The 23421-nt window shown below is 65.5% G+C and carries 24 protein-coding genes and 2 tRNA genes; 13 read left to right on the forward strand and 13 right to left on the reverse strand.

The genetic code is table 11. The features are described from left to right. The first annotated feature begins 126 nt into the window (after positions 1-126). On the forward strand, positions 127-1350 hold the full coding sequence (locus NZ849_RS02735) for an aspartate kinase (RefSeq protein ID WP_295403814.1): 1224 nt from the start codon (positions 127-129) through the stop codon (positions 1348-1350). A gap of 6 nt (positions 1351-1356) precedes the next feature. Continuing rightward, on the forward strand, positions 1357-1872 hold the full coding sequence (locus tag NZ849_RS02740; protein ID WP_295403817.1) for a phosphoribosyltransferase: 516 nt from the start codon (positions 1357-1359) through the stop codon (positions 1870-1872). A gap of 99 nt (positions 1873-1971) precedes the next feature. Here the strand turns inward: NZ849_RS02740 and NZ849_RS02745 are convergent, their stop codons facing one another. The 13 genes from NZ849_RS02745 to NZ849_RS02805 all read right to left on the reverse strand — a co-directional run bounded on the left by NZ849_RS02745 (position 1972) and on the right by NZ849_RS02805 (position 12326). After that, positions 1972-2133, reverse strand: coding sequence for a hypothetical protein (locus tag NZ849_RS02745; protein ID WP_295403820.1), 162 nt, complete (start codon positions 2131-2133; stop codon positions 1972-1974). A gap of 9 nt (positions 2134-2142) precedes the next feature. Then, a complete protein-coding gene (gene hemG / locus NZ849_RS02750) occupies positions 2143-3519 on the reverse strand; it encodes a protoporphyrinogen oxidase (protein WP_295403924.1) in 1377 nt (458 codons plus the stop codon). Next, positions 3519-4490: a ferrochelatase gene (gene hemH / locus NZ849_RS02755; RefSeq protein ID WP_295403823.1), complete on the reverse strand. Its 972-nt coding sequence runs from the start codon at positions 4488-4490 to the stop codon at positions 3519-3521. The genes hemG and hemH overlap by 1 nt, the downstream gene beginning before the upstream one ends. 13 nt (positions 4491-4503) lie before the next feature. Beyond that, positions 4504-5286: a chlorite dismutase family protein gene (locus NZ849_RS02760; protein WP_295403826.1), complete on the reverse strand. Its 783-nt coding sequence runs from the start codon at positions 5284-5286 to the stop codon at positions 4504-4506. Then, complete coding sequence (gene hemE / locus NZ849_RS02765) at positions 5283-6341, reverse strand: uroporphyrinogen decarboxylase (RefSeq protein ID WP_295403829.1); 1059 nt, start codon at positions 6339-6341, stop codon at positions 5283-5285. Before hemE ends, NZ849_RS02760 begins: the two co-directional genes overlap by 4 nt. Continuing rightward, positions 6338-7042 (reverse strand): response regulator transcription factor, encoded by a 705-nt coding sequence (locus NZ849_RS02770; RefSeq protein WP_295403832.1) that lies wholly within the window; start codon positions 7040-7042, stop codon positions 6338-6340. The genes hemE and NZ849_RS02770 overlap by 4 nt, the downstream gene beginning before the upstream one ends. Further along, positions 7039-8214, reverse strand: coding sequence for a HAMP domain-containing sensor histidine kinase (locus NZ849_RS02775; RefSeq protein WP_295403835.1), 1176 nt, complete (start codon positions 8212-8214; stop codon positions 7039-7041). Before NZ849_RS02775 ends, NZ849_RS02770 begins: the two co-directional genes overlap by 4 nt. Before the next feature lie 9 nt (positions 8215-8223). Beyond that, positions 8224-9261: a porphobilinogen synthase gene (gene hemB / locus NZ849_RS02780; protein WP_295403837.1), complete on the reverse strand. Its 1038-nt coding sequence runs from the start codon at positions 9259-9261 to the stop codon at positions 8224-8226. Next, positions 9249-9929, reverse strand: a complete 681-nt coding sequence (locus NZ849_RS02785) for a uroporphyrinogen-III synthase (RefSeq protein WP_295403839.1) — start codon at positions 9927-9929, stop codon at positions 9249-9251. The genes hemB and NZ849_RS02785 overlap by 13 nt, the downstream gene beginning before the upstream one ends. Next, positions 9914-10816 carry a hydroxymethylbilane synthase gene (hemC, locus tag NZ849_RS02790; RefSeq protein WP_295403842.1) on the reverse strand — a complete coding sequence of 301 codons (903 nt, stop codon included), beginning with the start codon at positions 10814-10816 and terminating at the stop codon, positions 9914-9916. Before hemC ends, NZ849_RS02785 begins: the two co-directional genes overlap by 16 nt. After that, positions 10809-11978 carry a glutamyl-tRNA reductase gene (locus NZ849_RS02795; protein WP_295403846.1) on the reverse strand — a complete coding sequence of 390 codons (1170 nt, stop codon included), beginning with the start codon at positions 11976-11978 and terminating at the stop codon, positions 10809-10811. The genes hemC and NZ849_RS02795 overlap by 8 nt, the downstream gene beginning before the upstream one ends. Positions 11979-12161: 183 nt before the next feature. Further along, positions 12162-12237 (reverse strand) — tRNA-Gly (locus NZ849_RS02800). 12 nt (positions 12238-12249) lie between these two features. Beyond that, positions 12250-12326 (reverse strand) — tRNA-Pro (locus NZ849_RS02805). A 344-nt stretch (positions 12327-12670) separates the two neighbouring features. Between NZ849_RS02805 and cysC the strand changes: the two genes are divergently transcribed. From cysC to NZ849_RS02860, 11 genes are all read left to right on the forward strand, one after another. Continuing rightward, positions 12671-13219, forward strand: a complete 549-nt coding sequence (gene cysC / locus NZ849_RS02810; RefSeq protein ID WP_295403849.1) for an adenylyl-sulfate kinase — start codon at positions 12671-12673, stop codon at positions 13217-13219. Beyond that, positions 13216-13878 (forward strand): phosphoadenylyl-sulfate reductase, encoded by a 663-nt coding sequence (locus NZ849_RS02815; RefSeq protein WP_295403851.1) that lies wholly within the window; start codon positions 13216-13218, stop codon positions 13876-13878. Before cysC ends, NZ849_RS02815 begins: the two co-directional genes overlap by 4 nt. Positions 13879-13923: 45 nt before the next feature. Next, positions 13924-15102, forward strand: a complete 1179-nt coding sequence (gene sat, locus NZ849_RS02820) for a sulfate adenylyltransferase (RefSeq protein WP_295403854.1) — start codon at positions 13924-13926, stop codon at positions 15100-15102. Further along, the gene (locus tag NZ849_RS02825; protein ID WP_295403856.1) at positions 15090-15827 is read left to right on the forward strand and encodes a sulfite exporter TauE/SafE family protein; all 738 of its coding nucleotides are present in this window, start codon (positions 15090-15092) and stop codon (positions 15825-15827) included. The genes sat and NZ849_RS02825 overlap by 13 nt, the downstream gene beginning before the upstream one ends. Continuing rightward, positions 15828-16511, forward strand: coding sequence for a bifunctional precorrin-2 dehydrogenase/sirohydrochlorin ferrochelatase (locus NZ849_RS02830; RefSeq protein ID WP_295403859.1), 684 nt, complete (start codon positions 15828-15830; stop codon positions 16509-16511). Beyond that, entirely contained in the window at positions 16508-17260 is a 753-nt protein-coding gene (cobA, locus tag NZ849_RS02835) for a uroporphyrinogen-III C-methyltransferase (protein ID WP_295403862.1), read from the forward strand. Before NZ849_RS02830 ends, cobA begins: the two co-directional genes overlap by 4 nt. 8 nt (positions 17261-17268) lie before the next feature. After that, a complete protein-coding gene (locus NZ849_RS02840; protein ID WP_295403865.1) occupies positions 17269-18963 on the forward strand; it encodes an NADPH-dependent assimilatory sulfite reductase hemoprotein subunit in 1695 nt (564 codons plus the stop codon). 234 nt (positions 18964-19197) lie between these two features. Beyond that, complete coding sequence (hemL, locus tag NZ849_RS02845; RefSeq protein ID WP_295403867.1) at positions 19198-20508, forward strand: glutamate-1-semialdehyde 2,1-aminomutase; 1311 nt, start codon at positions 19198-19200, stop codon at positions 20506-20508. 289 nt (positions 20509-20797) lie between these two features. After that, a complete protein-coding gene (locus NZ849_RS02850) occupies positions 20798-21814 on the forward strand; it encodes an ABC transporter substrate-binding protein (protein ID WP_295403870.1) in 1017 nt (338 codons plus the stop codon). Positions 21815-21859: 45 nt separating this feature from the next. Then, entirely contained in the window at positions 21860-22663 is an 804-nt protein-coding gene (locus NZ849_RS02855; RefSeq protein WP_295403872.1) for an ABC transporter ATP-binding protein, read from the forward strand. Then, on the forward strand, positions 22660-23421 hold the full coding sequence (locus tag NZ849_RS02860) for an ABC transporter permease (RefSeq protein ID WP_295403875.1): 762 nt from the start codon (positions 22660-22662) through the stop codon (positions 23419-23421). Before NZ849_RS02855 ends, NZ849_RS02860 begins: the two co-directional genes overlap by 4 nt.

Raw genomic sequence — 23421 nt, forward strand, 5'->3', positions numbered from 1 at the left:
AAAGGTTGACCCCAGTCATCAGGAAACCTTAGCCCTTCGTGGTCAGGGTAGGCACCCACCTCGCCACAGGGCCCCCGCACCGCTATTGGCGCTCAGAGCACAGCGTGATAGCATGCACTGCTAGCTATGGCGCTTATCGTTCAGAAATACGGTGGGACCAGCGTAGGCGACCTGGACCGCATCCATAAGGTGGCCCAGCGGATTGGCCACTACCGCGAGAGGGGCCACCGACTGGCCGTAGTGGTCTCCGCCATGGGGCGCACCACCGATGAGCTCATCGCCTTGGCCAAAAGGGTCAACAGACGTCCGCCCCAGCGGGAGCTGGACATGCTCACCACCATCGGGGAGCAGCAATCTGTAGCGCTCCTCTCCATGCAACTCAACGCCATGGGCATTCCAGCCCGGGGATTCACCCAACACCAGATTGGCATCACCACCGACGGTCGCTACGGGGACGCCCGCATTCTACGGGTGGAGCCTACCCTGATAGAGCAGTCCCTCGAGCGGGGCGAAGTAGCGGTCATAGCAGGCTTCATGGGCACAACCCCAGAGGGCGAACTGACCACCTTGGGGCGGGGTGGCTCCGACACCACCGCAGTGGCCATTGCAGCAGCCCTGGGGGCTGAAGAGTGCGAGATTTTCACCGATACCGAGGGGGTCTACACCACCGACCCCCACACCATCCCTGAGGCGCAAAAGCTCCCCAAGATTGGCTACGACCAGATGCTCGAGATGGCCGCCCTGGGCGCGCGGGTTCTGCATCCCCGGGCGGTTTACTACGGAAAGCGCTACAAGGTGAGAATCCACGTGAGAAGCAGTTTTTCCTACAACCCTGGAACCCTGGTGACGGAGGACGGCATGGAACTTGATCGGCCAGTGACGGGTGTGGCCCTCGACGACGAAATTGCCCAGATTGGCCTGGTGGGCATCCCCGACCGGCCGGGGATCGCCGCACGGGTCTTTGAGGCCCTAGGGCGGAAGGGGGTGGCGGTGGACATGATCATCCAGGGGGTTCCCGGACATGAGCCCAGCCGCACCCAGATGGCCTTCACGGTCAACCAGGACTTCGCCGAGGAAGCCATGGAGGCGCTCGAGCCGGTGCTCGCCGAGATAGGTGGGGAGGCCCAGCTCCGGCGGGACGTGTGCAAGATCTCCATCGTGGGGGTAGCCCTGGCCTCTACCCCGGGCATCCCAGCCCGGATGTTCCAGGCCCTGGCCAGCGTAGGGGCCAACATAGAGATGATTGCCACCAGCGAGGTGCGCATCTCCGCCATCATCCCCTCCCAGTACGCCGAGGCTGCGCTCCGAGCGGTGCACAGCGCTTTCGAGTTGGACAAGCCCATAGGCTAGGTAGTTATGAGCGAGGCCCAGGAGTACGCAGGCAAGCTGTACCTGACCTGGCAGGACATTACCCAGCTCGTCTCGAGGCTTCTAGGCCAGGTCAACCCCCGTGAGTTCGACTGCATCCTGGCCATCACCCGCGGGGGGATGATACCGGCCTGCCTGATCTCGGAGGCCACCGACCAGCGCAACATCCTCACCGCTGCGGTGATGTTCTACACCGATGTGGGCGAAACCATCCAGGACCCGGTCTTCCTCCAGTTTCCCTCCGACCACCTGCTTTACGGAAAGCGGGTTCTTGTAGTAGACGACGTCTGGGACTCCGGAAAAACCGCCGTAGCGGTGCGGGAGCGGATCAGGCTGGCAGGAGGAAGGGCTCAGATTGCGGTGCTCCACTACAAGCCCAAGAAGAACCGCTACCCCGGCGAAGCCCCAGACTACTACGCCGCCGAGACCGACGCTTGGATTGTCTATCCCTGGGACCCCGCCCAGGGCTGGACCACCCCGGGTCAAGAGGCGGGCCAGGCCTAGTCTGGGAGGGCGGCACTCCCCCGGCATACATCCGTGGGGAGACCCCTCAGGTTTCGAGAGGGGGGCTCTTCAGCGCCAAACAACCGCCTCAGAACCGCCTCAGAAAAGGAGGTTGAACAACAGCAGGGCCAGGGCCGCCACGCCAAAAATCAGGAGCAGAGGGGGAAGCAGGAGAGAGTAAGCCGCTATTACCAGGGCCACAAAGTCCTTCCAGTCGGGCTTCAGCTCCCCCCGGGGGGGAAGGTCTTCTGGAGGGCGCATACCCCCATTCTACAGCCACGAGGAGGCCGCAGGCCCAGCCTGCAAAAACCGCACTGCCCGGACAGCCACTGCCTGCCCCATCCGAACCACCTCAGGCAGTCCCACCCCCTGGTAGGCAGCGCCAGCCAGAAAGAGACCGGGCAGCTCCTCAGCTCGCATGGCCTGGGCCACGCGTTCCTGATGGCCCAGGGTGTAGCGGGGAAGCCCCTGGGACCAGCGAAAAACCCAGGTTCGCAGCGGCGAAGGTACCCGTCCCCAAAGACGCTCGAGGTCGCGCCGGGCCAGAGCCACCAGCTCCTCCTCGCTGGCTTCCAACCCCGAAAAGTAGGCCCGCACCAGCCCCACGCCCTCCGGGGCCCGGCCAGGCCACTTCTGGTCGGTCCAGGTGAAACCCCGGGCCGCAAAGCCACTTCCCGCCGCCAAGAGCAGGCCGTGACCCACCCGGGGCGGCAGATGGCGTTGCTCAAAGGCTAGGGTCACCGTGGCGGAAGGGCCATAGGGAATCTGGCGCAAGGCCCGGGCCGCCTCGGGGTGAAGGGCCTCCAGCAACCGCCCGCTCACCCCTGCTGGGGTAGCCAGCACCACCGCATCCGCAAGGAAGGAACCCTCAGGGGTGTGTACCCGCCATCCCTGCCGGTGCTCGAGCCCACTCACCTCTACCCCAAGCCGGAGCTCCACCCCTTCCAACCGAGCCCTAAGCGCCTCCACCACCGCCCCAAGCCCCCCCCTCAGGGAAGCAAAGAGTTGGCCTCCCTCACGGGTACCCCGCTCCCTGCGCTGGCGCATGGCCCCCCGAATCAGGCTCCCGTGGGCCGCTTCCAAAGCCTTGAGCTGGGGAAAGGCGGCCAAGGTGGAAAGCTCCGCGGGGTCCCCGCCGTAGATGCCCCCGGAAAGCGGGGCCGCCAGACGCTCCCAAACCTGCTGGCCCAACCGCCGCCTGATGAAGGCGCCAAAGGCCTCATCCCCAGGGGGGCCCTTGGGCAAAAACAGGTCAAGGAGGGCTCGAGCCTTTCCCAAAGGGCTCAGAAGAGGGCTTCGGGCCAGGGCCACCAGGTCGCCCGGCACCACCATCTGCAAGCCCGCCGGAATCGGCAAGGCCCGCCGACCATCGTGGATCAGGGCCGAGGGCCGGGCTGGGAGGGTGCCCACTATCTCGGCCTCCAGGCCCAACTCGCGCATCAACGCCAGGGCCCAGGGCTTGTAGCGCACCACCGCGTCAGGCCCCCCCTCAACCACAAAGCCATCCTCCCGCAGGGTAGCCACCTTGCCCCCCAGGCGAAGGTCGGCCTCGAGCAGGGTAATCTGGAGCTCAGGAGCAGCCTGACGGGCGTAGTGAACCACAGAAAGCCCGGCTACCCCACCTCCCACCACCAGCAGCCGGGCCATCAGGGCGATCGCTCCAGAGCCGGGAACAAGGCCCACTCCCGCAGCACCAGGTCTCGCAACACCCCGATGTAGTCGGGGTCTGCATTCAAGCTACGGGTGCGCAAGAGGCGCAGGCCAAGCCGAGCGGCAGTGTTCTGGGCCTCGTAATCAAGGTCGTAGAAGACCTCAAGGTGGTCCGAGGGAAACCCCACCGCGGTCACCACCACCTCGCTGAAGCCCTGGCTCGCGGCCCTCTCCAACCGCTCGTTCACATCTGGGCCAATCCAGGGCTCCGGTGTGCGGCCGGCCGACTGCCAAGCCACATCCCAGTGGAGGAGGCCCAGCCTTCTGGCCACCTGCTCGGCAGTGGCGCGCACCTGGGCTTGGTAAACCCCATCCTGCGCCGACTTCTCGGGGATGGAGTGGGCGGTAAAGAGAAAGAGGGCCGCTCCGGGCTCGCGCAGCCGCCAAAGCTGCTCCAGGACCCGGTTGGCCAGGGCCTCGACGTAGCCTGGGTGGTCGGGGTAAGCCTCCACCAGGCGAAACTCGAAGGGCCACCCCAGACCGGCCAGGGCCTCCTCCACCTTTTGGCGGTACTCGGCGATGCTGCGGCTGGAGAAGTGTGGGGCGGCCACAACCCCCACCGCCCGCTTCACCCCGTCCTCGGCCATGGCCCGCACCGCCTCGGCGATGAAGGGATGCCAGTGCTTGGTGCCCACGTAGACACGGGCTGGGCCCCGCACCCTGGGGCCGGGGGAGGCCCGCAAGGGCTCCGGGAAGAGGGGCATGGCGGCGTTCAGGGCAGCCTCAAGCCGAATCGCCTGAGCAAAGGTAATCTCGCTCAGGGGACTACGGCCAATTTGGTGGTAGCGCTCCTCGAGCTCAGCCAAAAGCTCCCGGCTGGGGGGCCGCCCCCGGCGGATATCGGTGTAGTAGGGCTCGATTTCCTCACGGCGGTAAGGGGTTCCGTAGGCCATCAAAAGCACGTTCATGGAAACCTCGTCCCTAGGCCAGGTCGTCCAGCACCTCGCGAATGTCCTTCTTCAGGCAAGTGAACATCGGGGTATCCCGAAGGGTGTACTGGCTGGCCTCGGTAAAGCGCAGCCGGTGGACCAGATCGAGGAACTCCTGGGGATAGTTGGAGTCGAAGGCCACCACAAACTCCTGGTCGTCGATGCCGTATGAATACGAGGTGTTGAGGGTCACACCGGTAAAGGGGGCCGAAACGTAGATGTGTTCGTCCATCATGCCCTGCCGGGCCTGCGGGGAGAGGTCGTACCAGGCCCGGGTCTTGATGAAGGGGTAGACGAACAGGTACTGCCCCTGTCCTGGCAAAAGCTGCACCCCTTCCCCCTCGGGGTTGAAGCGGTCCACGTAGATGGAGCGCTTCTGCATGGAGAGGAACGAGTAGGGCTGGCTCAGGTAACCGGCCAGGGCGGTGCGGTTCAGCTCGCGCTGCATGGCCTGAAAATCGGGAACATGGAAGCTGATGCGCCAGAGCATGAAGTCCACATCGGCCCGCAACCCCACCAGGCTGTAGGTCCGCAGGATAAAGCCCTCTCCACGCCCTGCCCAGCGCTCGCAAACCTCGGCAAATTCAGCCTTGGCCGCCTCAACAAACTCTCGGCTCTGCCGGCGAAAGGCCGGGTCTAGCTTGAAGAAAGCGTAGTTCATGAACTGCCGCTTGGCCCGGTCGGGGGCCTTGCGGCTCACCAGGCCCGCCGGGTCCAGGTCCACCATGCGCCGGGTTTCCTTCTCCTTGTACTCACGGGTTTCGTTTTCACTCATAGGGATTCCTCGCCGTGTCGGTCAAACTGGTGCGCCACTTCCACCAGGTAGGCCACGTGCTCCGGGGGGGTGGTACGGATCACCCCGTGGCCTAGGTTGAAGATGTGTGGGCCGCCCCGCCCGGCCCGGAGCACCTCCCGGGCCTCCCGGGCGATGACCTCCGGCGGGGCCAGGAGCACCGCCGGGTCAAGGTTGCCCTGCAGAGCGCGGTTTGGGAAAAAGGACCGAACCTGGGCCAGGCTCATCCGCCAGTCCACGCTGACCACCTCGCAGGGCAGCTCGGCGATGAGGGGGTAGAGGTGGCTGGCCCCTACCGCCAGGTAGATGCGGGGCACCCCCAGGCCGCCCAGCCCCTCGAGGACCCACCGGTTGTAGGGCAGACCAAAGGTGCGGTAGGTCTGGGGATCGTGAAGCCCAGCCCAGGAGTCGAAGAGCTGAATGGCCTGGGCCCCGGCCTCTACCTGCATCCGCAGGTAGCGGAGGGTAACCTCGGCCAGCTTTTCCAGCAGGCGGTGGGCCAGGGCAGGCTCCTGGCGCAAAAAGGCCCGGAACACCTCGTAGTCCTTGGAGCCAGCCCCTTGCACCAGGTAGGTGGCCAGGGTCAGCGGGGCCCCACCAAAACCGATGAGGGCGGCCTCTCGGCCCTGGAGCTCCCGTCGCACCAGCCGGATGGCCTCGGCCACGAAAGGGGCCAGCTCGGCCACCTCGGGTAGCCGCAGAGCCTCAATCTGGGCCGGGCTTCGCAGCGGCTCAGCCACCACCGGGCCGGGGCTGAACTCCACCGCCACGCCCATCGCGGGCAGGGGGGTCATGATGTCGCTGAAGAGGATGGCCGCGTCCAGCGGGAAACGCCTCAACGGCTGGAGGGTAACCTCGGCGGCCAGCTCGGGGGTGCGCACCATCTCCCAGAAGCTGGCCCGGGCTTTGATGGCCCGGTACTCGGGCAGGTAGCGCCCGGCCTGCCGCATCAGCCAGAGGGGGGCCCGGGTGGTGTCCTCTCCCCAGGCAGCGCGCAGGAAAAGGGAGGGGGTGGTCCGGGTCGGGCTTGGGTTCACGGCTGCTCCTTGGGCTCGGGCTCAGGGGTGAAGCGGTAGCCCACCCCCCAGACGGTGTGAAAGTGCACGGGGTTTTGCGGGTCGGGCTCAAACAGGCGGCGCAGGCGCACCACGAAGTTGTCAATGGTGCGGCTGCTGGGAAAGACCTCCTGGCCCCAGACCCGGTCCAGGATCTCGTCCCGGCTCACCACCTCGCCGGCCCGCTCCACCAGAAGCCGCAGAATGGCCACCTCCCGCTCGCCCAGGAACTCCTTGCGCCCACCTTTCAGGTAGACGGTCCAGGCCCGGAAGTCAATGCGATGACCAGCGAAGGTGTAGACCTGGGCCGGGGTCTCGGCTCGGCGGCGCAGCAGGTTCCTGACCCGCAGCAGAAACTCGGGCAGGTGGAAGGGCTTGGCCAGGTAGTCGTCGCCCCCCACCCGCAGGCCCTCCACCCGCTCCTCTGGGGCCCCTTTGGCCGAGAGGAAGAGCACCGGGGTGGAAAAACCCTCGCTCCGCATCTGGCGGCAGACCTGAAGCCCGTCCAAGCGGGGCAGCATCACGTCCAGCACCACCAGGTCGGGGTTGAACGCCCTCCAGCGCTCCAGGGCGGTCTGGCCGTCGGGAACCACCTCCACCGCATAGCCCTCGCCCTCGAGGTTGTCCTGCAGGGCCGCGGCCAGCGCGGGCTCGTCCTCCACCAGCATCACCCGGGGCCTCATGCGGGCCTCCTTTCAGGCTGGAGGGCTGGGGCTTCCGATAGGGGAAAGGTGAGCACAAAGCGGCTGCCTTTGGGCAAGGCCTCGGCCCAAACCCGGCCCCCCATCAGCTCGGTGATGCTCCTCACCAGGTAAAGCCCCAGGCCCAGCCCCCGGGTGTGGCGGGTCTGCTCATCGCCTACCCGGTAGAAGGGCTCAAAGATGCTCCCCAGCTCGGCCCTAGGCAGCCCTACCCCGCGGTCTTCAACCTCGAGCAAGGCCCGCCCTCCTTCAGCCCGAAGCCGCACCCAGACCGGCTTCTGCTCGCCCGGGCTGTACTTGACGGCGTTGTCCAGGAGGTTAGAGAGGACCAGGCCAAACGCCTCGGGGTCGATTTCCACGGGTAGCGGGCCAGGAAAGGGCTCAAAATAGAGGGTCGCCCCCCGGGCCTTCAGGCTGGCCTGGTGGCGGGCCAGGCAGCGGCCAGCGGCCTGGTTCAGGTCCTGGGGCTCCGGCCTGACCTGCCCTAGCCCCTGGGCCAGCCTCGAGGTGGCCAGCAGCCGCTCGGTGAGGTCCTCCAGGCGGGCCACCTCCTGGGCCATGTGGCCCAGGTAGGCGAGCTGCTTTTCCCTGGGCAGCTCGCGCAGCTCGAGGGTCTGCACCAGAAGGCGCAGGGTGCTGAGGGGGGTTCGGAACTCGTGGGTAGCGGCCATCAAGAAGTTCTGCTGGCGCCGCTTGAGCTCCTGCTCGCTCCTGAGGCTGCGGGCGATGATGTAGAGCCCCAGGAGCATCACCAGCAAGAACACCGGCCCCTCAAAGGCGAACATCCGCAGGTAGCGCACCTGCTCGGCCCGGTAGGCCGCCAGCCGCTCGGGGTTCACATAGACCCGCTCCCCCTCAACCTCGAGGTGGGGAAAAGCCTCCTTGAGCTCAGCCCGCAAGGCGGCGCGCTTCTCAGGCGCAGTGGCGGCCCAAAGCTGCTGGACCAAAGCAGCCTCCTGAAGCCAGGCGGTTTCGGCGTACTCGATGTTTTGCTGGATGTAGTTGCGCTGGAAAACGAGCCACCAGCCCACCTGGGCCAGAAGAAAACCCACCACCAGCCCGAAGGCCACCCAGACCCAGCGCACCCGCTGGAGCCAGGGCCACCTTCCCCAGTTCTTAGAGGGCACCCGCCTACTCAGGATCTGACCGAGCATACCCCTCACCTAAAGCCATCCCCCCTCGAGCGCCTCCAGGGCGTGGTAGCTCACGATTAGGTCGGCCCCTGCTCGCTTGATGGCCAAAAGCGCCTCCCGCACCGCCCTGGCCTCGTCCAGCACCCCGGCCTGGGCAGCGGCCTTGAGCATGGCGTACTCCCCGCTGACGTTGTAGGCCACCAGGGGCAGCGAGGTGCTGGGGCGCAGGCGGGCGAGGATATCCAGGTAGGCCAGGGCCGGCTTGACCATGAGCATATCGGCCCCCTCCGCCTCGTCCAAAGCAGCCTCGCGCAGGGCTTCACGGGCGTTGCGCACATCCATCTGGTAGCTGGCCCGGTCGCCAAAGCTGGGGGCGCTCTTGGCCGCCTCGCGGAAAGGACCGTAGAAAGCGCTGGCGTACTTGACGGCGTAGGAGAGAACCCCCACCTCGGCAAAGCCCGCCTCGTCCAAAGCCCGGCGGATGTAGCCCACGCGACCGTCCATCATGTCCGAGGGGGCCACAAAGTCGGCCCCGGCTTCGGCGTGCGCAAGCGCCATGGCCGCAAGCTGACGGAGTGAGCGGTCGTTGTCTATGCGCAGGCCCCGAGGGGTTTCCTTCAGCACCCCACAGTGACCATGGGAGGTGTGGGCACAGAGGCAGACATCGGTGAAAATGACCACTTCCTCCCCGAAGGCCTTGCGGGCCGCGCGAATGGCCTGGGGAACCGGCCCCTCAGGGTCAGCGCTGCTCTGGCCCAGGGGGTCTTTGGCCTCCTCGGGCATCACCCCAAAGAGGAGCAGGGAGCGCACCCCCAGGCCCAAAGCCCGCTCCACCTCCCGCAAAAACCCGTCCAGGCCGTGGCGGTAGACCCCAGGCAGGGCCGCGATGGGCTCAGAAGGACCCCGCCCAGGCACCACAAAGAAGGGTGCGATGAAGTCCGCGGGGTGGAGGTGGGTCTCCGCCACGCTGTCCCGCAAAGCCGCCGTGGCCCGCAGGCGCCGGGGCCGCTGAACCAGCCGAAAGGCGGCGTCCACTGGTAGGGTGGTTGGACTCTTCAAGTCGAGCACGGTTCACCTCGGATGTCCTGGATGGCCTTCAAAACAGCTTCCACACTGGGGCTGGCCAGAAGGGTGTGGGGCCAGCCCCGCTCTTCCAAAGCCGCCGCAGTGCTTGGGCCCAAGGCCAGGCTGTGGGCCCTCTCCCCCACCGCATCGGGCAGGGCTTCCACCGCAGAGGGGCTGGCCAGCAGGATCAGCTCGGGGGCCTCCAGCCCCTGGGGCCAGGGACAGGTCAGGGTTTCATAGACCGTCACCACCTCCACGGTGTAGCCCGCCTCCCGCAGGCGCCGGGCCAGGTGGGGCTGGGCCCGGTTGCCTTGGGGCAGGCCCACAAAACCGAAGGGCCGCCGGGCCAGAAAAGCCTCGGCCAGGCTCAGGGCATGTCCCTCCGGGGCCACCACCTCCACGGCTCCTCCGGCCTCCTCCAAGGCCCGCCGGGTCGCAGGGCCCACCGCGCCGAGCCTTCGCCCCTCGAGCCTGGCCCCCAAGGCCCGCACCGCCTGCACGGCCGTGACGCTGGTGAAAAGCCACCAGCGGCAGTCCTGAATGGGGGTTAGGTCGGCGGGCAGGAAACGGGTCTGGACCAAGGGAACCCGCCAGACCTCGAGGCCCATGGCCTCTAAAGCCTCTTGCAAACCTGCCAAACGGCCTTCAGACTGGGTCAGGGCAATCCGCATGCCACCTCCGGGTGCTCGGCGCGAATGTCCTTGAAGGCCACCTCCACCACCGCCTCAGGGTCCGGCCCCCGGGCCTGGTAGACCCGACCCCCGTACCAGGCCAGGAGACGCAGCCCCTCCGGTGTCTCCTGGGCCAGCGCCCCCAGGGCAAGCTGGCAACCCCCGGCCAAGCGAGCCATAAGACCGCGCTCCGCCGCAACAGCGCGCCGTGCGGAGGGGTCGTCCAAAGGCTCCAGCAAGGCTTTTAGGCGCCTGTCGTCCTCACGGCACTCCAGGGCCAGCGCCCCCTGGGCCGGAGCCGGCACCAATAGCGTAGGCGGAAGCACCTGCCAGTAGAAGGGACTTAAGTCCAGCCCCAGCCGCCGCACCCCTGCATAGGCCAGAAGAACCGCATCGTACTCACCTTGCCGCAGCTTATCCACCCGCGTAGGCACATTGCCCCGCAACTCCATAAGGGCGAGGTCGGGCCGCAGGTGGGCAAGCTGCGCCTGCCGCCGGGCTGCGCTGCTACCCACCCGCGCCCCAGCCCGCAGAGGCAGGTTGGGGGCTGTTTGATCCACGGCCTCGAGCCGCGCCAACAGAAGCTCGCGGGGGTCTTCTCGAGGCGGCACCGCAGCGATCTCCAGGCCTGCCGGACGGGCACTTGGAAGGTCTTTGTAGGAGTGCACCGCCAGGTCAGCACGGCCTTCCAGCACCGCCTCCTGTACCGCTTTGGTAAAAAACCCCTGGCCCTCCATCTGGGCAAAGGGGCGCCTCTCGCGGTCGCCCTGGGTCTCCACAACCACCAGCTCCACCTCGGCCCCCTGGCGAGCGAGCTGCCCGGCTACCCACTCGGCCTGCCACAGGGCCAGGCGGCTTCCCCGGGTAGCCAGGCGCACCCTAGCCACGCCCCGCCTCCCACAACCCGGCCTCTACCAGAAATGTCCGGGCCACCTCGGCCCCGTGCCGCCGGGCCAGCCCCCTCAGGCCCTTGAGTGGAAAGTGGACAAAACGCCGAGCCAGCCGCTCTATCGTCTCCGGAGTCACCAGATCGCCCACCAACTCCTCCAGGGTGCGGCGGTAAGCCTCACGCATTTGGGCAATGGCGGGGGCCATCGAACGCTCCGTCCACTCCACCACCGCCTGCTCCACCTCTTCCAGCACAATCTGCTCGGCCCTCGCTAGGTCGGCGCGCAAACGCGCACGGCGCTCTTCTCCAAGCCGCTGGAGATACTCCAGGTCAAAAAGCACCGCGCCGCCCACCGCCTCGGCCACCACGTTTTTGGGCATCCCCAGGTCCACCACCGCCACCAGCCTGCGCTGCTTTCGGAAAAAGGCCGGCCCCAGAAGGCCCGCTACGGGCGTGGCCGTCACCACCGCGTCTAGGGCTGGGGGACTGGCCAAGAACTCGTCCAGCCCCAAAGCCCTGGCCCCCAGCTTCTCGGCCAGGGCAATAGCTTTGGCCAGGCTGCGGTTGACCACCCACAGCTCCAGGCCTTCCACGCTAGCCAGGCTACGGGCGGCCAGGCTCCCCATCTTCCCCGCGCCCACCACCGCCACCCGGGCAGGGCGGGGCAGCATGGCCTCCAAGGCTGGGCGGGCCAGGCTGAAGAGCGAGGTCTGGGCCGGGGCCAGCGGCACCTCACGGCGCACCCGCTTGGCGATGCGCAGGGCATTCTGAAAGGCAAAGCTGGTGGTGGGGCCCACCGTACCGGCAGCCAAGGCCGCCTCAAAAGCCGCCCTGACCTGCTGCATAATTTGGTCCTCACCGGGGTTAACCGAGTCCAAGGAGGCCGCCACGCGGGCCAGGTGCTCCAAAGCGGCCTCTCCGGAAAAAGCGTAGCCGCGGGGCAGATGGGGAGGGACCATCTGCCGGCGGAGCTGCTCGAGCTCCACCCCCTCACCCAAAGCCAGCACCAGCTCGCTCCGGTTGCAGGTTAGAAGGGTCACCCACTCCCGCACCAGCCCCGGCGGCGGCTCGAGCCGGGTCTGCAGCCAGGCGTTCCAGGCCTGTAAAGCCGCGCTTCCCCCTCGCCGCTGAGAGACCCCGATGAGCGCCAACCGCTCCATACGAGACTGATTATCGGTAGCAAATGCCCCAAAAAGTGTCACAAAATCGTCACACCACGGAAGAGCAAAGCCAGCAGGCCCCAAAAGCCGTACCCCGTGCCGGTGGGGGCTGGGCTCCAGCACGGGGTGGCGCACACCAGCGCCGCTGCTTCTCTTTTGGGCCGTGGGCAATTTTGGAAATCCTGGAGCGGGAGACGGGATTCGAACCCGCGACATTCAGCTTGGAAGGCTGACGCTCTGCCAACTGAGCTACTCCCGCACGAACGCGGTTTGGTCGGGGAGACTGGATTCGAACCAGCGACCCTCTGCTCCCAAAGCAGATGCGCTACCAGACTGCGCTACTCCCCGGCGTCATGCAGCGCAGGTTCAAAAATACCACGGCGAAGCCAGATTGGTCAAACACGGCGGAGCCAGATTGGTCAAAGGGTAAATGTTTACAAATTTTGTAAACTATGCTAATCTACCCATCGTCTGGGCCCAAGGCCCAGAAAAAGATCCCAACCTTTCCAAAGCAGCTGAGGGAACAGCCCGAAAACGCTGCGGCAACCCGCCTGGGGGTTTCACGGCCAAACCCGCTGGGCTTGGTACCGAGTACGCCCCGAGTTCCGCCGGAAGCCGCCCAGGTAAAGATAAGGGAGGAAACGGATGCGACCTGTAAACTTGGTTTTTACTGAGCTCAAAGGGGGATGGGGATGAGGCTGAACCCTCAAGGGCTGCTGGTCTGGTTCACCGGTCTCTCCGGTGCTGGTAAAACCACCCTGGCCCGGGCCCTGCAATTGCGCCTCGAGGCGGCTGGATATGCCACCGAGCTTCTAGACGGGGACGCGGTACGAGAGCACCTTTCCAAAGGTCTGGGTTTTAGCCGGGAAGATCGCGACACCAACGTACGACGCATCGGCTATGTGGCCAACCTGCTGGCCAAGCACGGGGTCATTGTGCTGGTCAGCGCCATCAGCCCATACCGGGCTACCCGCGAGGAGGTGCTGGCGCAGGCCCCGCGGAAGCTCGAGGTCTTCGTGGACGCTCCGCTGGAGGTGGTGGCCCAGAGGGACGTAAAAGGCCTCTACGCCCGGGCTTTCCGAGGCGAGATTCCCCAATTCACAGGGGTTAGCGACCCCTATGAGCCTCCCCTTCAACCCGACCTGCACCTCCGCACCGACCGAGAAACCCTACCCCAGTGCCTAAAGCGGCTGGAGAAGGCCTTAGAAGCCTTTGGCATCCAGTTGGAGGTGCCCGCATGACCCCCTCTTGGAGTGAGGCAACTCACCCCCAGGAAATCATCGCCTGGGCGCTGGAGACCTACCCCAATCTTCTCCTGCCCAGTGCCTTCAACCTGAACGGAACGGTGCTGATTGACCTGGCCTACAGAACTGGCTACCGGGGAGAGGTGGTCTTTGTGGACACCGGATACCACTTTCCGGAAACCCTGCAAACCCGAGACCGGCTGGCCGAGCGTTATCCGGACCTCCACTTTGTCACCCTTGAAGCAGGCCTGGAGCCCGAGCCGTGGGGTCAGGAGCGCTACCGAACCGACCCCGATGGTTGCTGCGCTGCGCGCAAGGTAGCCCCCCTCAGAAGCTACATAGAAAAGAAAAACCCCCCGGCCCTGCTCAATGCCCGCAGCCGCGACCAGGCCCCTACCCGGGCCCACCTGGGCTTTTTAGAGCTAGGCGAGCGGATACGCATCAATCCGCTCGCCTACTGGACGCGCGAGCGGCTGGAGGCCTACGCCAAAGCCCACGACCTGCCCGTCAATCCCCTCTACTGGGTGGGGTTTCTGAGCATCGGCTGCTGGCCCTGCACCCGCGCGGTGCAGCCTGGGGAGGCGGCTCGAGCCGGCCGCTGGGCCGGGCGCGGCAAGACCGAGTGCGGGCTTTGGGTAGGCAAAGAAGCCCTCTAGGAAGGGGAGGCTAAAATCCAAACCCCAGTGGTGAGGTTTTTTGCGATGGAAAAGATTACAAATGTTGTAAATAAATCCACCCTGCCCCCACCCCACGGAGGGCGGCTGGTCAGTCGTTTGCACGAAGAGGAACCGGAAGCCTACGCCCATCTGCCTGCAGTGGAGCTTTCGGAGCGAAGCTACGCCGACCTCGAGCTCATCGCCACCGGTGTCTACTCGCCTCTGGAAGGGTTCATGGGCCAAGCCGACTACCACAGCGTCTTGGAGCACCTGCGCCTGGCGAATGGCCTTCCCTGGAGCATCCCCATCACCCTTGGGGTGGACGCGGAAACCGCACGCGGCCTCCGGAGGGCCCGCTTGGTCTACCGGGGTGAAACGGTGGGGCTTCTGGAGGTAGAGGAGCAGTACCGACCGGACAAAGAAATCGAAGCACAGCGGGTCTACCGGACCCTCGACCGGGCCCACCCCGGGGTAGCGGCCTTGCTGGCCTCAGGGGAGGTCTACCTGGCCGGCCCTGTCTGGCTCTTCCGCCTTTCCCGGGGCGAATTCCCGGAGCATCACTACACCCCGGCGGAGACCCGGGCCCTCTTCGCACAAAGAGGCTGGAAAACCGTGGTGGCTTTCCAAACCCGAAACCCCATCCACCGGGCCCACGAGTACCTGCACAAGGTGGCCCTCGAGCTGGTGGACGGCCTGTTCCTCAACCCTCTGGTGGGGCAGACCAAAAGCGACGACGTACCCGCCGCGGTACGGATGCAGGCCTACCAAGTTCTGCTGGAGCGCTACTACCCCAAGGAGCGGGTTCTGCTGGGGGTGTACCCGGCGGCCATGCGGTACGCCGGGCCACGCGAAGCCATCTTGCACGCCATCAGCCGCAAGAACTACGGATGCACCCACTTCATCGTGGGGCGCGACCACGCGGGGGTGGGTTCCTACTACGGCCCCTACGAGGCCCAGGAAATTTTCGACCAATTCTCCCCAGAGGAAATCGGAATAGAAATTCTGAGGTTCGAGCACACCTTCCACTGCCAAAGCTGTGGAACCATCGTGAGTCGCCGCACCTGCCCGCACGGGCCTGAGCACCACCTGGTGCTCTCGGGAACCCGGGTACGTGAACTTCTCAGGGCCGGGAAAGCCCTGCCGCCAGAGTTCACCCGCCCCGAGGTGGCGGAGGTTCTGCGCAAAGCCTATCGGCCAAAAGGAGGCGGGGAATGGAAGTCCTGATCGGCTTCTTTATTGCAGTGGCCATCGGCCTCTCGGGGGTAGGTGGGGGCACCCTAACCGCGCCTGTGCTGCTCCTCTTTCTGGAGGTACCGGTCGAGGTGGCGGTGGGCACCTCCTTGCTCTATGCCTTCTTCGCCAAGATACCGGCCGGGCTGGTCTACCTCCGGCAGGGCCTGGTGGACCGACGTACCCTTGGGCTCTTGCTGCTGGGGGGTGTTCCGGCCGCCGCGATGGGCAGCCTGGCGCTGGGGGCACTCAAGTCGCAGCGCGAGCTGGTTCTGCTGGTCATAGGGGCCACGGTGCTTCTGTGTGCGCTAGCCAATCTTTACCTGACCTTTCGCAAGGACTTCCGCCCCAAGGTGCTGCACCCGGTCTGGCTGGTGCTGGGAGCGGCCTTCATTGGGCTGGAGATGGGCTTCTCCTCTGCCGGGGCTGGTGCGCTGGGCACCCTTCTCCTACTCAGCGGAACCCGCCTTGGCCCCAAAACCGTGGTGGGAACCGACATCTGGTTCGGCCTGGGGCTGGGGCTGGTGGGCGGCGGTCTGCATGCTGCGTTGGGACAGGTGGACCCAGGGCTTCTCCTCAAGCTCGGCCTGGGCGGGTTCTTAGGCTCCCTCACCGGGGCCCTGCTGGCCCAACACGTGGCCCAGCGGCCTTTCCGTGTGGGTCTTCTGTTTTGGCTCATCTTCATAGGCTCGCACCTGGTGCTCAAGGGGGTCCGTTAGATGTTCTTTCCGGTTATGCTGAATTTGCAGGGCAAGCCGGTGCTTTTCGTAGGGGGAGGGCCCGAGACCGCACTCAAGGTGGAGCGCCTCGTGCAGGCAGGGGCGCAGGTGGTGCTGGTTTCTCCGTTTTCCCATCCTGAACTGGAAAAGCTTGCGGAGCAAGGGAGCATCACCTGGTATCGCCGAGGGTTCCTTCCGAGCGACCTGGAAGGGGTCTGGCTGTGCGTGGCCCACCCCGCGGGGCGCTGGATCAATGCCCTGGTGGCCCAGGCGGCCCAAGCCCGGCGGGTTTGGCTCAACGCGGTGGATGACCCGGCCCACTGCGACTTCATCCTGCCCGCGGTGCACCGGCAAGGCGACCTCATCCTGGCCGTCTCCACCAGCGGCGCAGCCCCCGCGCTGGGGGTGCGCATCAAAGAGCGCCTGGCGGGCGAGTACGGCCCGGCCTACGCCACCTACCTCGAGCTCCTGCGCTCCTTCCGACCCCTGGTTCAGCAGGCCTACCCCCACGACTTTGAGGCCCGCAAGGCGGCCTGGTACCGCTTGGTGGACAGCGCGGCTTTGGACCTGGTGATGCTAGGCGAACTGGAGCGGGCTAAAGCGGCCCTCTGGCAGGCCCTCTACGCCCAAACGCAAAGCCCCATCCCCACCTCCTTTCCAGAGACCCACCTGGAGGCGGTATGAGGGGGAAGGTTTACCTGGTAGGGGCCGGCCCCGGCGACCCTGAGCTGCTGACCCTCCGGGCCTATCGGGTCTTGCAGGAGGCCCAGGTGGTGCTCTACGACCGGCTGGTCTCGCCCGACGTGCTCGAGCTGGTTAATCCCAAAGCCCACCGCATCTACGTGGGCAAAACGCGAGGAACCCAAACCCAAGCGCAGGAGAAAATCCTAAGCCTCCTATTGGCCTACGCCCGAAGCAACCGGCAGGTGGTGCGGCTCAAAGGAGGCGACCCCATGGTGTACGGGCGCGGAGCGGAGGAGTGGGCCTTTCTGGCCCAGCACCAAATTGAGGTGGAGGTGGTGCCCGGGGTGAGCTCGGCTCTGGCCGCGCCCGCCCTGGCCGGAATCCCCCTTACCCTGCGGGGGGTGGCCCACAGCTTCGCAGTGGTCAGCGGCCAGATCGCAGGAGGCCTCTACCCTTCGCTGGAACGGGTGGCCCAAGCCGAAACCCTGGTGATCCTGATGGGGGTGGAGCGGCGGGTAGAGCTAGCCCACGCCCTTATCAGGCTGGGCCGCAAACCTGAGGAACCGGTGGCTTTCGTAGAGAGAAGCACGACCCCTCATGAGCGGATCATCGTCTCAACCCTGGCCGAGGTGGCCGCAGGGGGAGCGGCGGTGGAGGCTCCGGCGGTCTGGGTGCTGGGCGAGGTGGTGGCCCACCGCCTGCCGACCGGCGCAAAAGGGCACCGAGCAATTCAGACGCTCGCCTTTTAGGAGGACGCATGCCGGAAAAGCTGTCCAAGGTAGAAGAGATTAAGCTAAAAAGCCAACGGTTGCGCGGACCGGTTGACCAGGAGCTGGGAAACGGGCTAGACCACTTCAGCGAGGAGGGCTACCAGATTCTCAAGTTTCACGGCATCTATCAGCAAGACGACAGGGACCTCCGCAAAGCCCGAAAAGCCCAGGGGCTGGGCCCGGCCTACAGCTTCATGATCCGGGTGGCCATCCCCGGTGGGGCGCTCACCCCTCAGCAGTACCTGGCTTTGGACGACCTGGCCGACCGGCTGGGCAACGCCACCTTGCGCATCACCACTCGGCAGGCCATCCAGTACCACGGGGTACACAAGGGCGGGCTCAAGCCCCTCATCCAAACCCTGCACCGACACCTGCTCACCACCCTCTCGGCCTGCGGCGATGTGGTGCGGAATGTGGTAGCCTGCCCAGCGCCCTTCGCCGACGGGGTGCGGGCCGAGGTGCTGGCCTACGCCCAGGCCCTCTCCCAAAGGCTCAAACCCCGCACCCGGGCCTACTACGAAATCTGGCTGGATGGGGAAAAAGCGGTCAGCGCCGAGGAAAGCGAACCGCTTTACGGCGACACGTACCTGCCGCGCAAGTTCAAAATCGCCTTTGCGGCTCCGGGGGACAACTGCGTGGATGTCTACACCCAAGACATCGGCATTGTACCGGTGGTGGGGCAGGGTCTAGAAGGATTTACCCTGCTGGTAGGGGGCGGGCTGGGGCAGAGCCATGGGCTGAAGGACACCCGACCCATCCTGGCCAAACCCCTCACCACCATCCCTAAGGCACAGCTTTTTGAAGTAGTGGAGGCCATCGTGCGGGTTCAGCGCGACCACGGCCGGCGTGATGAGCGCAAGTACAGCCGCATGAAGTACCTGGTGGAGGCCTGGGGGCTGGAACGCTTTAGGGGCACAGTGGAGGCTTACTTGGGAGCCTCTCTTCCCCCCGCCGAGCCTGTTGACTGGCTTTCAGCCGACGACCACCTGGGCTGGCATGAGCAGGGCGATGGACGCCTCTTTCTGGGCTTGTTCGTGGAGAACGGGCGGCTCAGGGATGAGTTGCGCCACGGCATAAGAACAGCGGTGGAGCAACTGGGCCTCGAGGTTCGACTCACCCCGCAGCAGAACCTGCTCTTCATCAACGTTCAACCTGAGCAAAAAGGTGAGCTCGAGGCCCTCCTGCAGGCCCATAGGATACCCATCCCCTTCCGAGGGCAGATTCCTCTGGTGGTGCAGCAGGCCATGGCCTGCCCGGCCCTACCCACCTGCGGCCTGGCCATCACCGAGGCCGAACGAGCCATGCCTGCAGTAATTCGCGAGATTGACAGCTTGCTCACCCAGCTTGGGCTGCAAGGAGGCCCCGTTCCTCACATCCGCATGACCGGCTGCCCCAACGGTTGCGCCCGGCCCTACAGCGCCGAGGTGGGGCTTGTGGGGCGCAGCCTCAACAGCTACACCCTCTACCTGGGAGGAAGCCCCCTGGGCACTCGGCTAGGAGAGCCCTTTCTGGACAATCTGAAACGTGAAGAAATCGCCTCCGTGCTAGGACCTCTGCTGGCCTTTTACAAGGAAGCTCGGCTCGAGAGGGAAGCCTTTGGCGACTTTTGCCAGAGGGTAGGGCTGGAAGCCCTTAGGGAGCGCCTTCATGCAACCCAAACCTCAGGCAACCCCCGTTCCTAAGACCCCGCCGCGCCAAGGGCTGCTCTTCCCGTGCGGTCTCTCGGTTCCGTTTGGAGTGGCCGAGAAACGGGGCAAAGAAGCGTCCCTGGGACCGCTGAGCCGCCATGCGGTGATCCCAACGGCCTCGTCTGGGAGGGTGCCAGGAGCGCAGCAGAAGCCCTCGAGCCCTCAGAGAAACGGCCCAAAAGGACCAGCCTTGTTGCCTCAAACCCTCTGGGGTGCTAACTTCGGGGCATGAAGACCCAGCGTTCGGCAGAGCTTTTCGCCCAAGCCCAGCAGGTCATCCCCGGAGGGGTCAACTCCCCGGTGCGGGCCTTCAAGGCCGTAGGGGGCACCCCCCGCTTCATCGCCCGGGCTCAGGGAGCCTACCTGTGGGATGCGGACGGAAACCGGCTTCTAGACTACGTGGGCTCCTGGGGGCCGATGATTTTGGGGCACAGCCACCCCGCAGTGGTGGAGGCCCTTCGGGAGGCCCTGGAGGAGGGCTTGAGCTACGGGGCCCCCACCGAGCGCGAGGTGCGCCTGGCCGAGCTGGTGCGGGAAGCCTACCCGATGGTTGAACTGGTGCGCTTCGTAAGCAGCGGCACCGAGGCCACCATGAGCGCCCTGCGGTTGGCTCGAGGCTACACCGGGCGCGACCTCATCGTGAAGTTCCGCGGCAACTACCACGGCCACGCCGACAGCCTGCTGGTGCAGGCTGGCTCGGGGCTGCTCACGGGGGGTGGGGGTACGGCCAAAAGCGCCCCCTCGAGCGCGGGGGTTCCCCAGGCCTTTGCCGAGCTAACCCTAGTGGCCGACTACAACGACCCCGAAGGGCTAAAAGCCCTGTTCGCCCAGCAGGGCGATCGGATAGCGGCGGTGATTTTCGAGCCGGTGGTGGGCAACGCGGGGGTGCTCATCCCCACCGAGGAATTCCTGGACACCCTGCACCGCCTCACCCGGGAACACGGCGCCCTACTCATCGCCGACGAGGTGATGACCGGCTTCCGCCTGGCCAAAGGGGGCGCTGTGGAACTCCTGGGGCTCAAGCCCGACCTGGTGTGTCTGGGGAAAATCCTGGGCGGGGGGCTGCCGGTGGGGGCCTACGGGGGCCGGGCCGAGATCATGCAGCAAGTAGCACCCTTGGGTCCGGTTTACCAGGCCGGCACCCTAAGCGGCAATCCCCTGGCTATGGCTGCAGGCATCGCTACCCTGAAAACGCTCTTTCAAGACCCGCCCTACAAGCGGCTAGAAACCTACGGAAAGGCCCTTCGAGCAGGGCTGGAGGACGTCTTCACCCAGGCCGGCCTACCTGCCACCATCAACCAGGTGGGCTCCATGGTCACGGTCTTCTTCCGTGAAGGGCCGGTGCGCACCTACGCCGAGGCGGTAGCCTCGGACACTGGGCGGTTCAAAACCTTCTTTCACGGCCTCCTGGAGGCAGGTGTCTACTGGCCCCCCAGCCAGTTCGAGGCGGCGTTCTTCTCCACCGCCCACGGCGAGGCAGAGCTAGAACAGACCCTAAAGGCAGCCCGGACCGCGATAACTCGGATGCCTGCTCGCTAAAGGGCCAAAACAGCGCGCAGCCCCGGCCTGGCATCCGGGGCGCGTGAATTTTGTCCAACACCCTGCCGTTCTCAGACAGCCTGCACAGGCCTACCCCTCCGCCTCCGGCAAGATGTCAGAAAAAAAGCGATCAAAATTCAGATTTTTGTATAACGATTAGCAGAAAATTCCCTGCACCTGACCAAAACGTTGAATCAGGAGACCCAACAAACCGGAACAACAATTGACACCATGCCATCCGCATCCCTATACTCAGCCCAGGTGTCTTGGCACCGTAAGGAGGTTTGCTATGTGGACCCGAGGTCTGCTCCTTGCCCTTTTTTTCCTAATCAGCCTGGGCCTGGCCCAACCCCGCAGCCTGCGCTTCACCCTCGACTTCGCCTTCCAGGGCCCCACCGCACCCTTCCTGCTCGCCCAGGACAAGGGCTACTACAGTGCCGAGGGGCTCAACGTGAGCATTGACCGGGGTTTTGGCTCGGCTGATGCCATTAGCAAGATCGCTGCAGGCAACTACGATATGGGCTTTGCGGACTTCAACTCGCTCATCGAGTTCAACACCCGCAACCCCAACAACCAGCTCCTGGCCGTCTTCATGGTCTACAACACCACCCCTGCCGCGGTTTTCACCCTCAGGGGCAGGGGCATCGCCCGGCCTACCGACCTGGTGGGCAGGACCCTAGCCGCCCCTGCCGGAGACGCAGGCCGCCGACTCTTCCCGGTCTTCGCCGAGGCGGTGGGTATTGACCCCGCTCGGGTTAACTTCATCAACGTGGACGTGCCTCTGCGCGAGCCTACCCTGGCCCGGGGCCAAGCCGACGGCATTACCGGCTTCTACTTCACCTCCTTCCTCAACCTGCGCAACATCGGGGTCAGACCCGAGGATATGGTGATTTTCAAGTACAGCGACTACACCCAAGACCTCTACGGCAACGCGGTAGTGGTGCGCCGCGACTTCGCCCAGGCCAACCCCCAAGCGGTCTCAGCGTTCTTACGCGCGCTGGTCAAGGGCTTCAAGGACGTCATCGCCAACCCTGACGAGGGCATTGCTGCGGTCAAGCGGCGCGACGGGCTCATCAACGACGCCTTGGAGCGCGAGCGGCTACTTCTAGCCCTCAACACCCACGTGCTCACCCCGGACAGCCGGGCCTTCGGCTTGGGCTCGGTGCGGCGCGAACGGGTGGAGCGGAACATCCGAGCAGTGGCCAAAGCCTTTGAGCTGCCCAGCGTGCTTCGGGTTGAGCAGGTCTGGACAGACCGCTTCCTGCCCCCCATCGCTGAGCGGCGGGTCACCGGCTCGGCCCGCTGAGCTTTGACCCAAATGGGCCTCAGGCGCTAGACTCGGGGTACTACCATGCCCTTCATTGAGCTGCGCAATGTCAGCCTGCGTTACGACAACGGCTACCTGGCGGTAGAAGGGATTAACCTCTCCATAGAGGAGGGGGAGTTCGTGGCCTTGGTAGGCCCCTCGGGCTGCGGCAAGTCCACCCTGCTGCGGGTCATCTCCGGCCTCCGCCCCCCCAGCACGGGCAAGGCCACCGTTCGCGGCCAACCGGTAGGCGGTACCCCGGTGAGCATTGGGATGGCCTTCCAGAACCCCACCCTGATGCCCTGGCGCACCGTGCTGCAGAACATCCTGCTGCCCCTCGAGGTCTCCCCCAAGCACAAGCACCACTACCGCCAAAACCCCAAGCCCTACGTTGAGGCTGCCCGCGAGCTGATGGCCTCGGTAGGGCTTTCCGGCTTTGAGAACGCCCACGTATGGGAGCTCTCGGGGGGCATGCAGCAGCGCGCCAGCCTGTGTCGGGCCCTCATCCACCAGCCCGAAATCCTGATGCTGGACGAGCCCTTCTCGGCGCTGGACGCCTTCACCCGCGAAGAACTCTGGCAGGCCATGCAGGTGCTCTACCTGAACCGCAGGCCCACCGTCATCCTGGTCACCCACGACCTGCGCGAGGCGGTCTACCTGTCCGACACCATCTACACCATGAGTTCTCGTCCCGGCAGAATCGCCCATATGCGCAAGGTGGGGTTCGCCCGACCCAGGGCCCTCGAGCTCACCTACCAGGATGAGTTTGCCCACATCGTGCGGGAGCTTCGGGAGCAGATTGGAGGCATGCGCAGCCAAATTACCGGCCTCAAGGGGGTAGGGGCATGAGCCTGCGCAAGGATACCCTGGTCGCAGCGCTGGCCGTGGTGGGGCTGTTCGCGCTTTGGGAGGCCTCGGTGCGGCTTTTTGGGATTCCCCCCTTCGTGCTGCCCTCCCCCTCCCAAGCCGTCCTATCCCTGGTCCCGGTCTGGGGGGTGGTGGTGGGACATGCCTGGCAGACCCTCTGGACGACCCTGGCAGGGTTTGGGCTGGCGGTGGCAACGGGGGTGCTCCTGGGGGCAGCGGTGGGCACCTCCCGGCCCCTCAACCTGGCCCTCTACCCCCTCCTGGTGGGCTTCAACAGCGTGCCCAAGGCGGCTTTGGTGCCGGTGCTGGTGTTGTGGTTTGGCATCGGGACAGTGCCGGCCATCCTAACCGCTTTCCTGATCTCGTTTTTCCCCATCGTGGTCAACGTGGCCACCGGTCTGGCGGCGGTACCCCCGGAACTGCGGGAGGTGCTCAGGGTGTTGGGCTCGAGCCGGCTGGAGGCCTTCACCCGGGTCTCCATCCCCTTCTCCATGCCTTACTTCTTCGCCTCGCTCAAAGTGGCCATCACGCTGGCTTTTGTGGGGGCAGTTATCTCCGAAATTGCCGCCTCCCAGAAGGGCATCGGCTACATGATGACCTCAGCCAGCTCGCAGTTCAATGTTCCCTTGGTCTTTGGTGGGCTCCTGGTCATCGCGGCCATGGGCATCCTGCTCTACGCTGTTTTTGCCCTGCTCGAGCGCCGCTTGGTGGGCTGGGCTTACCGCAATCAAAGCGCCTGA

It is taken from the genome of Meiothermus sp. (assembly GCF_025060375.1).
Classification (GTDB): Bacteria; Deinococcota; Deinococci; order Deinococcales; family Thermaceae; genus Meiothermus.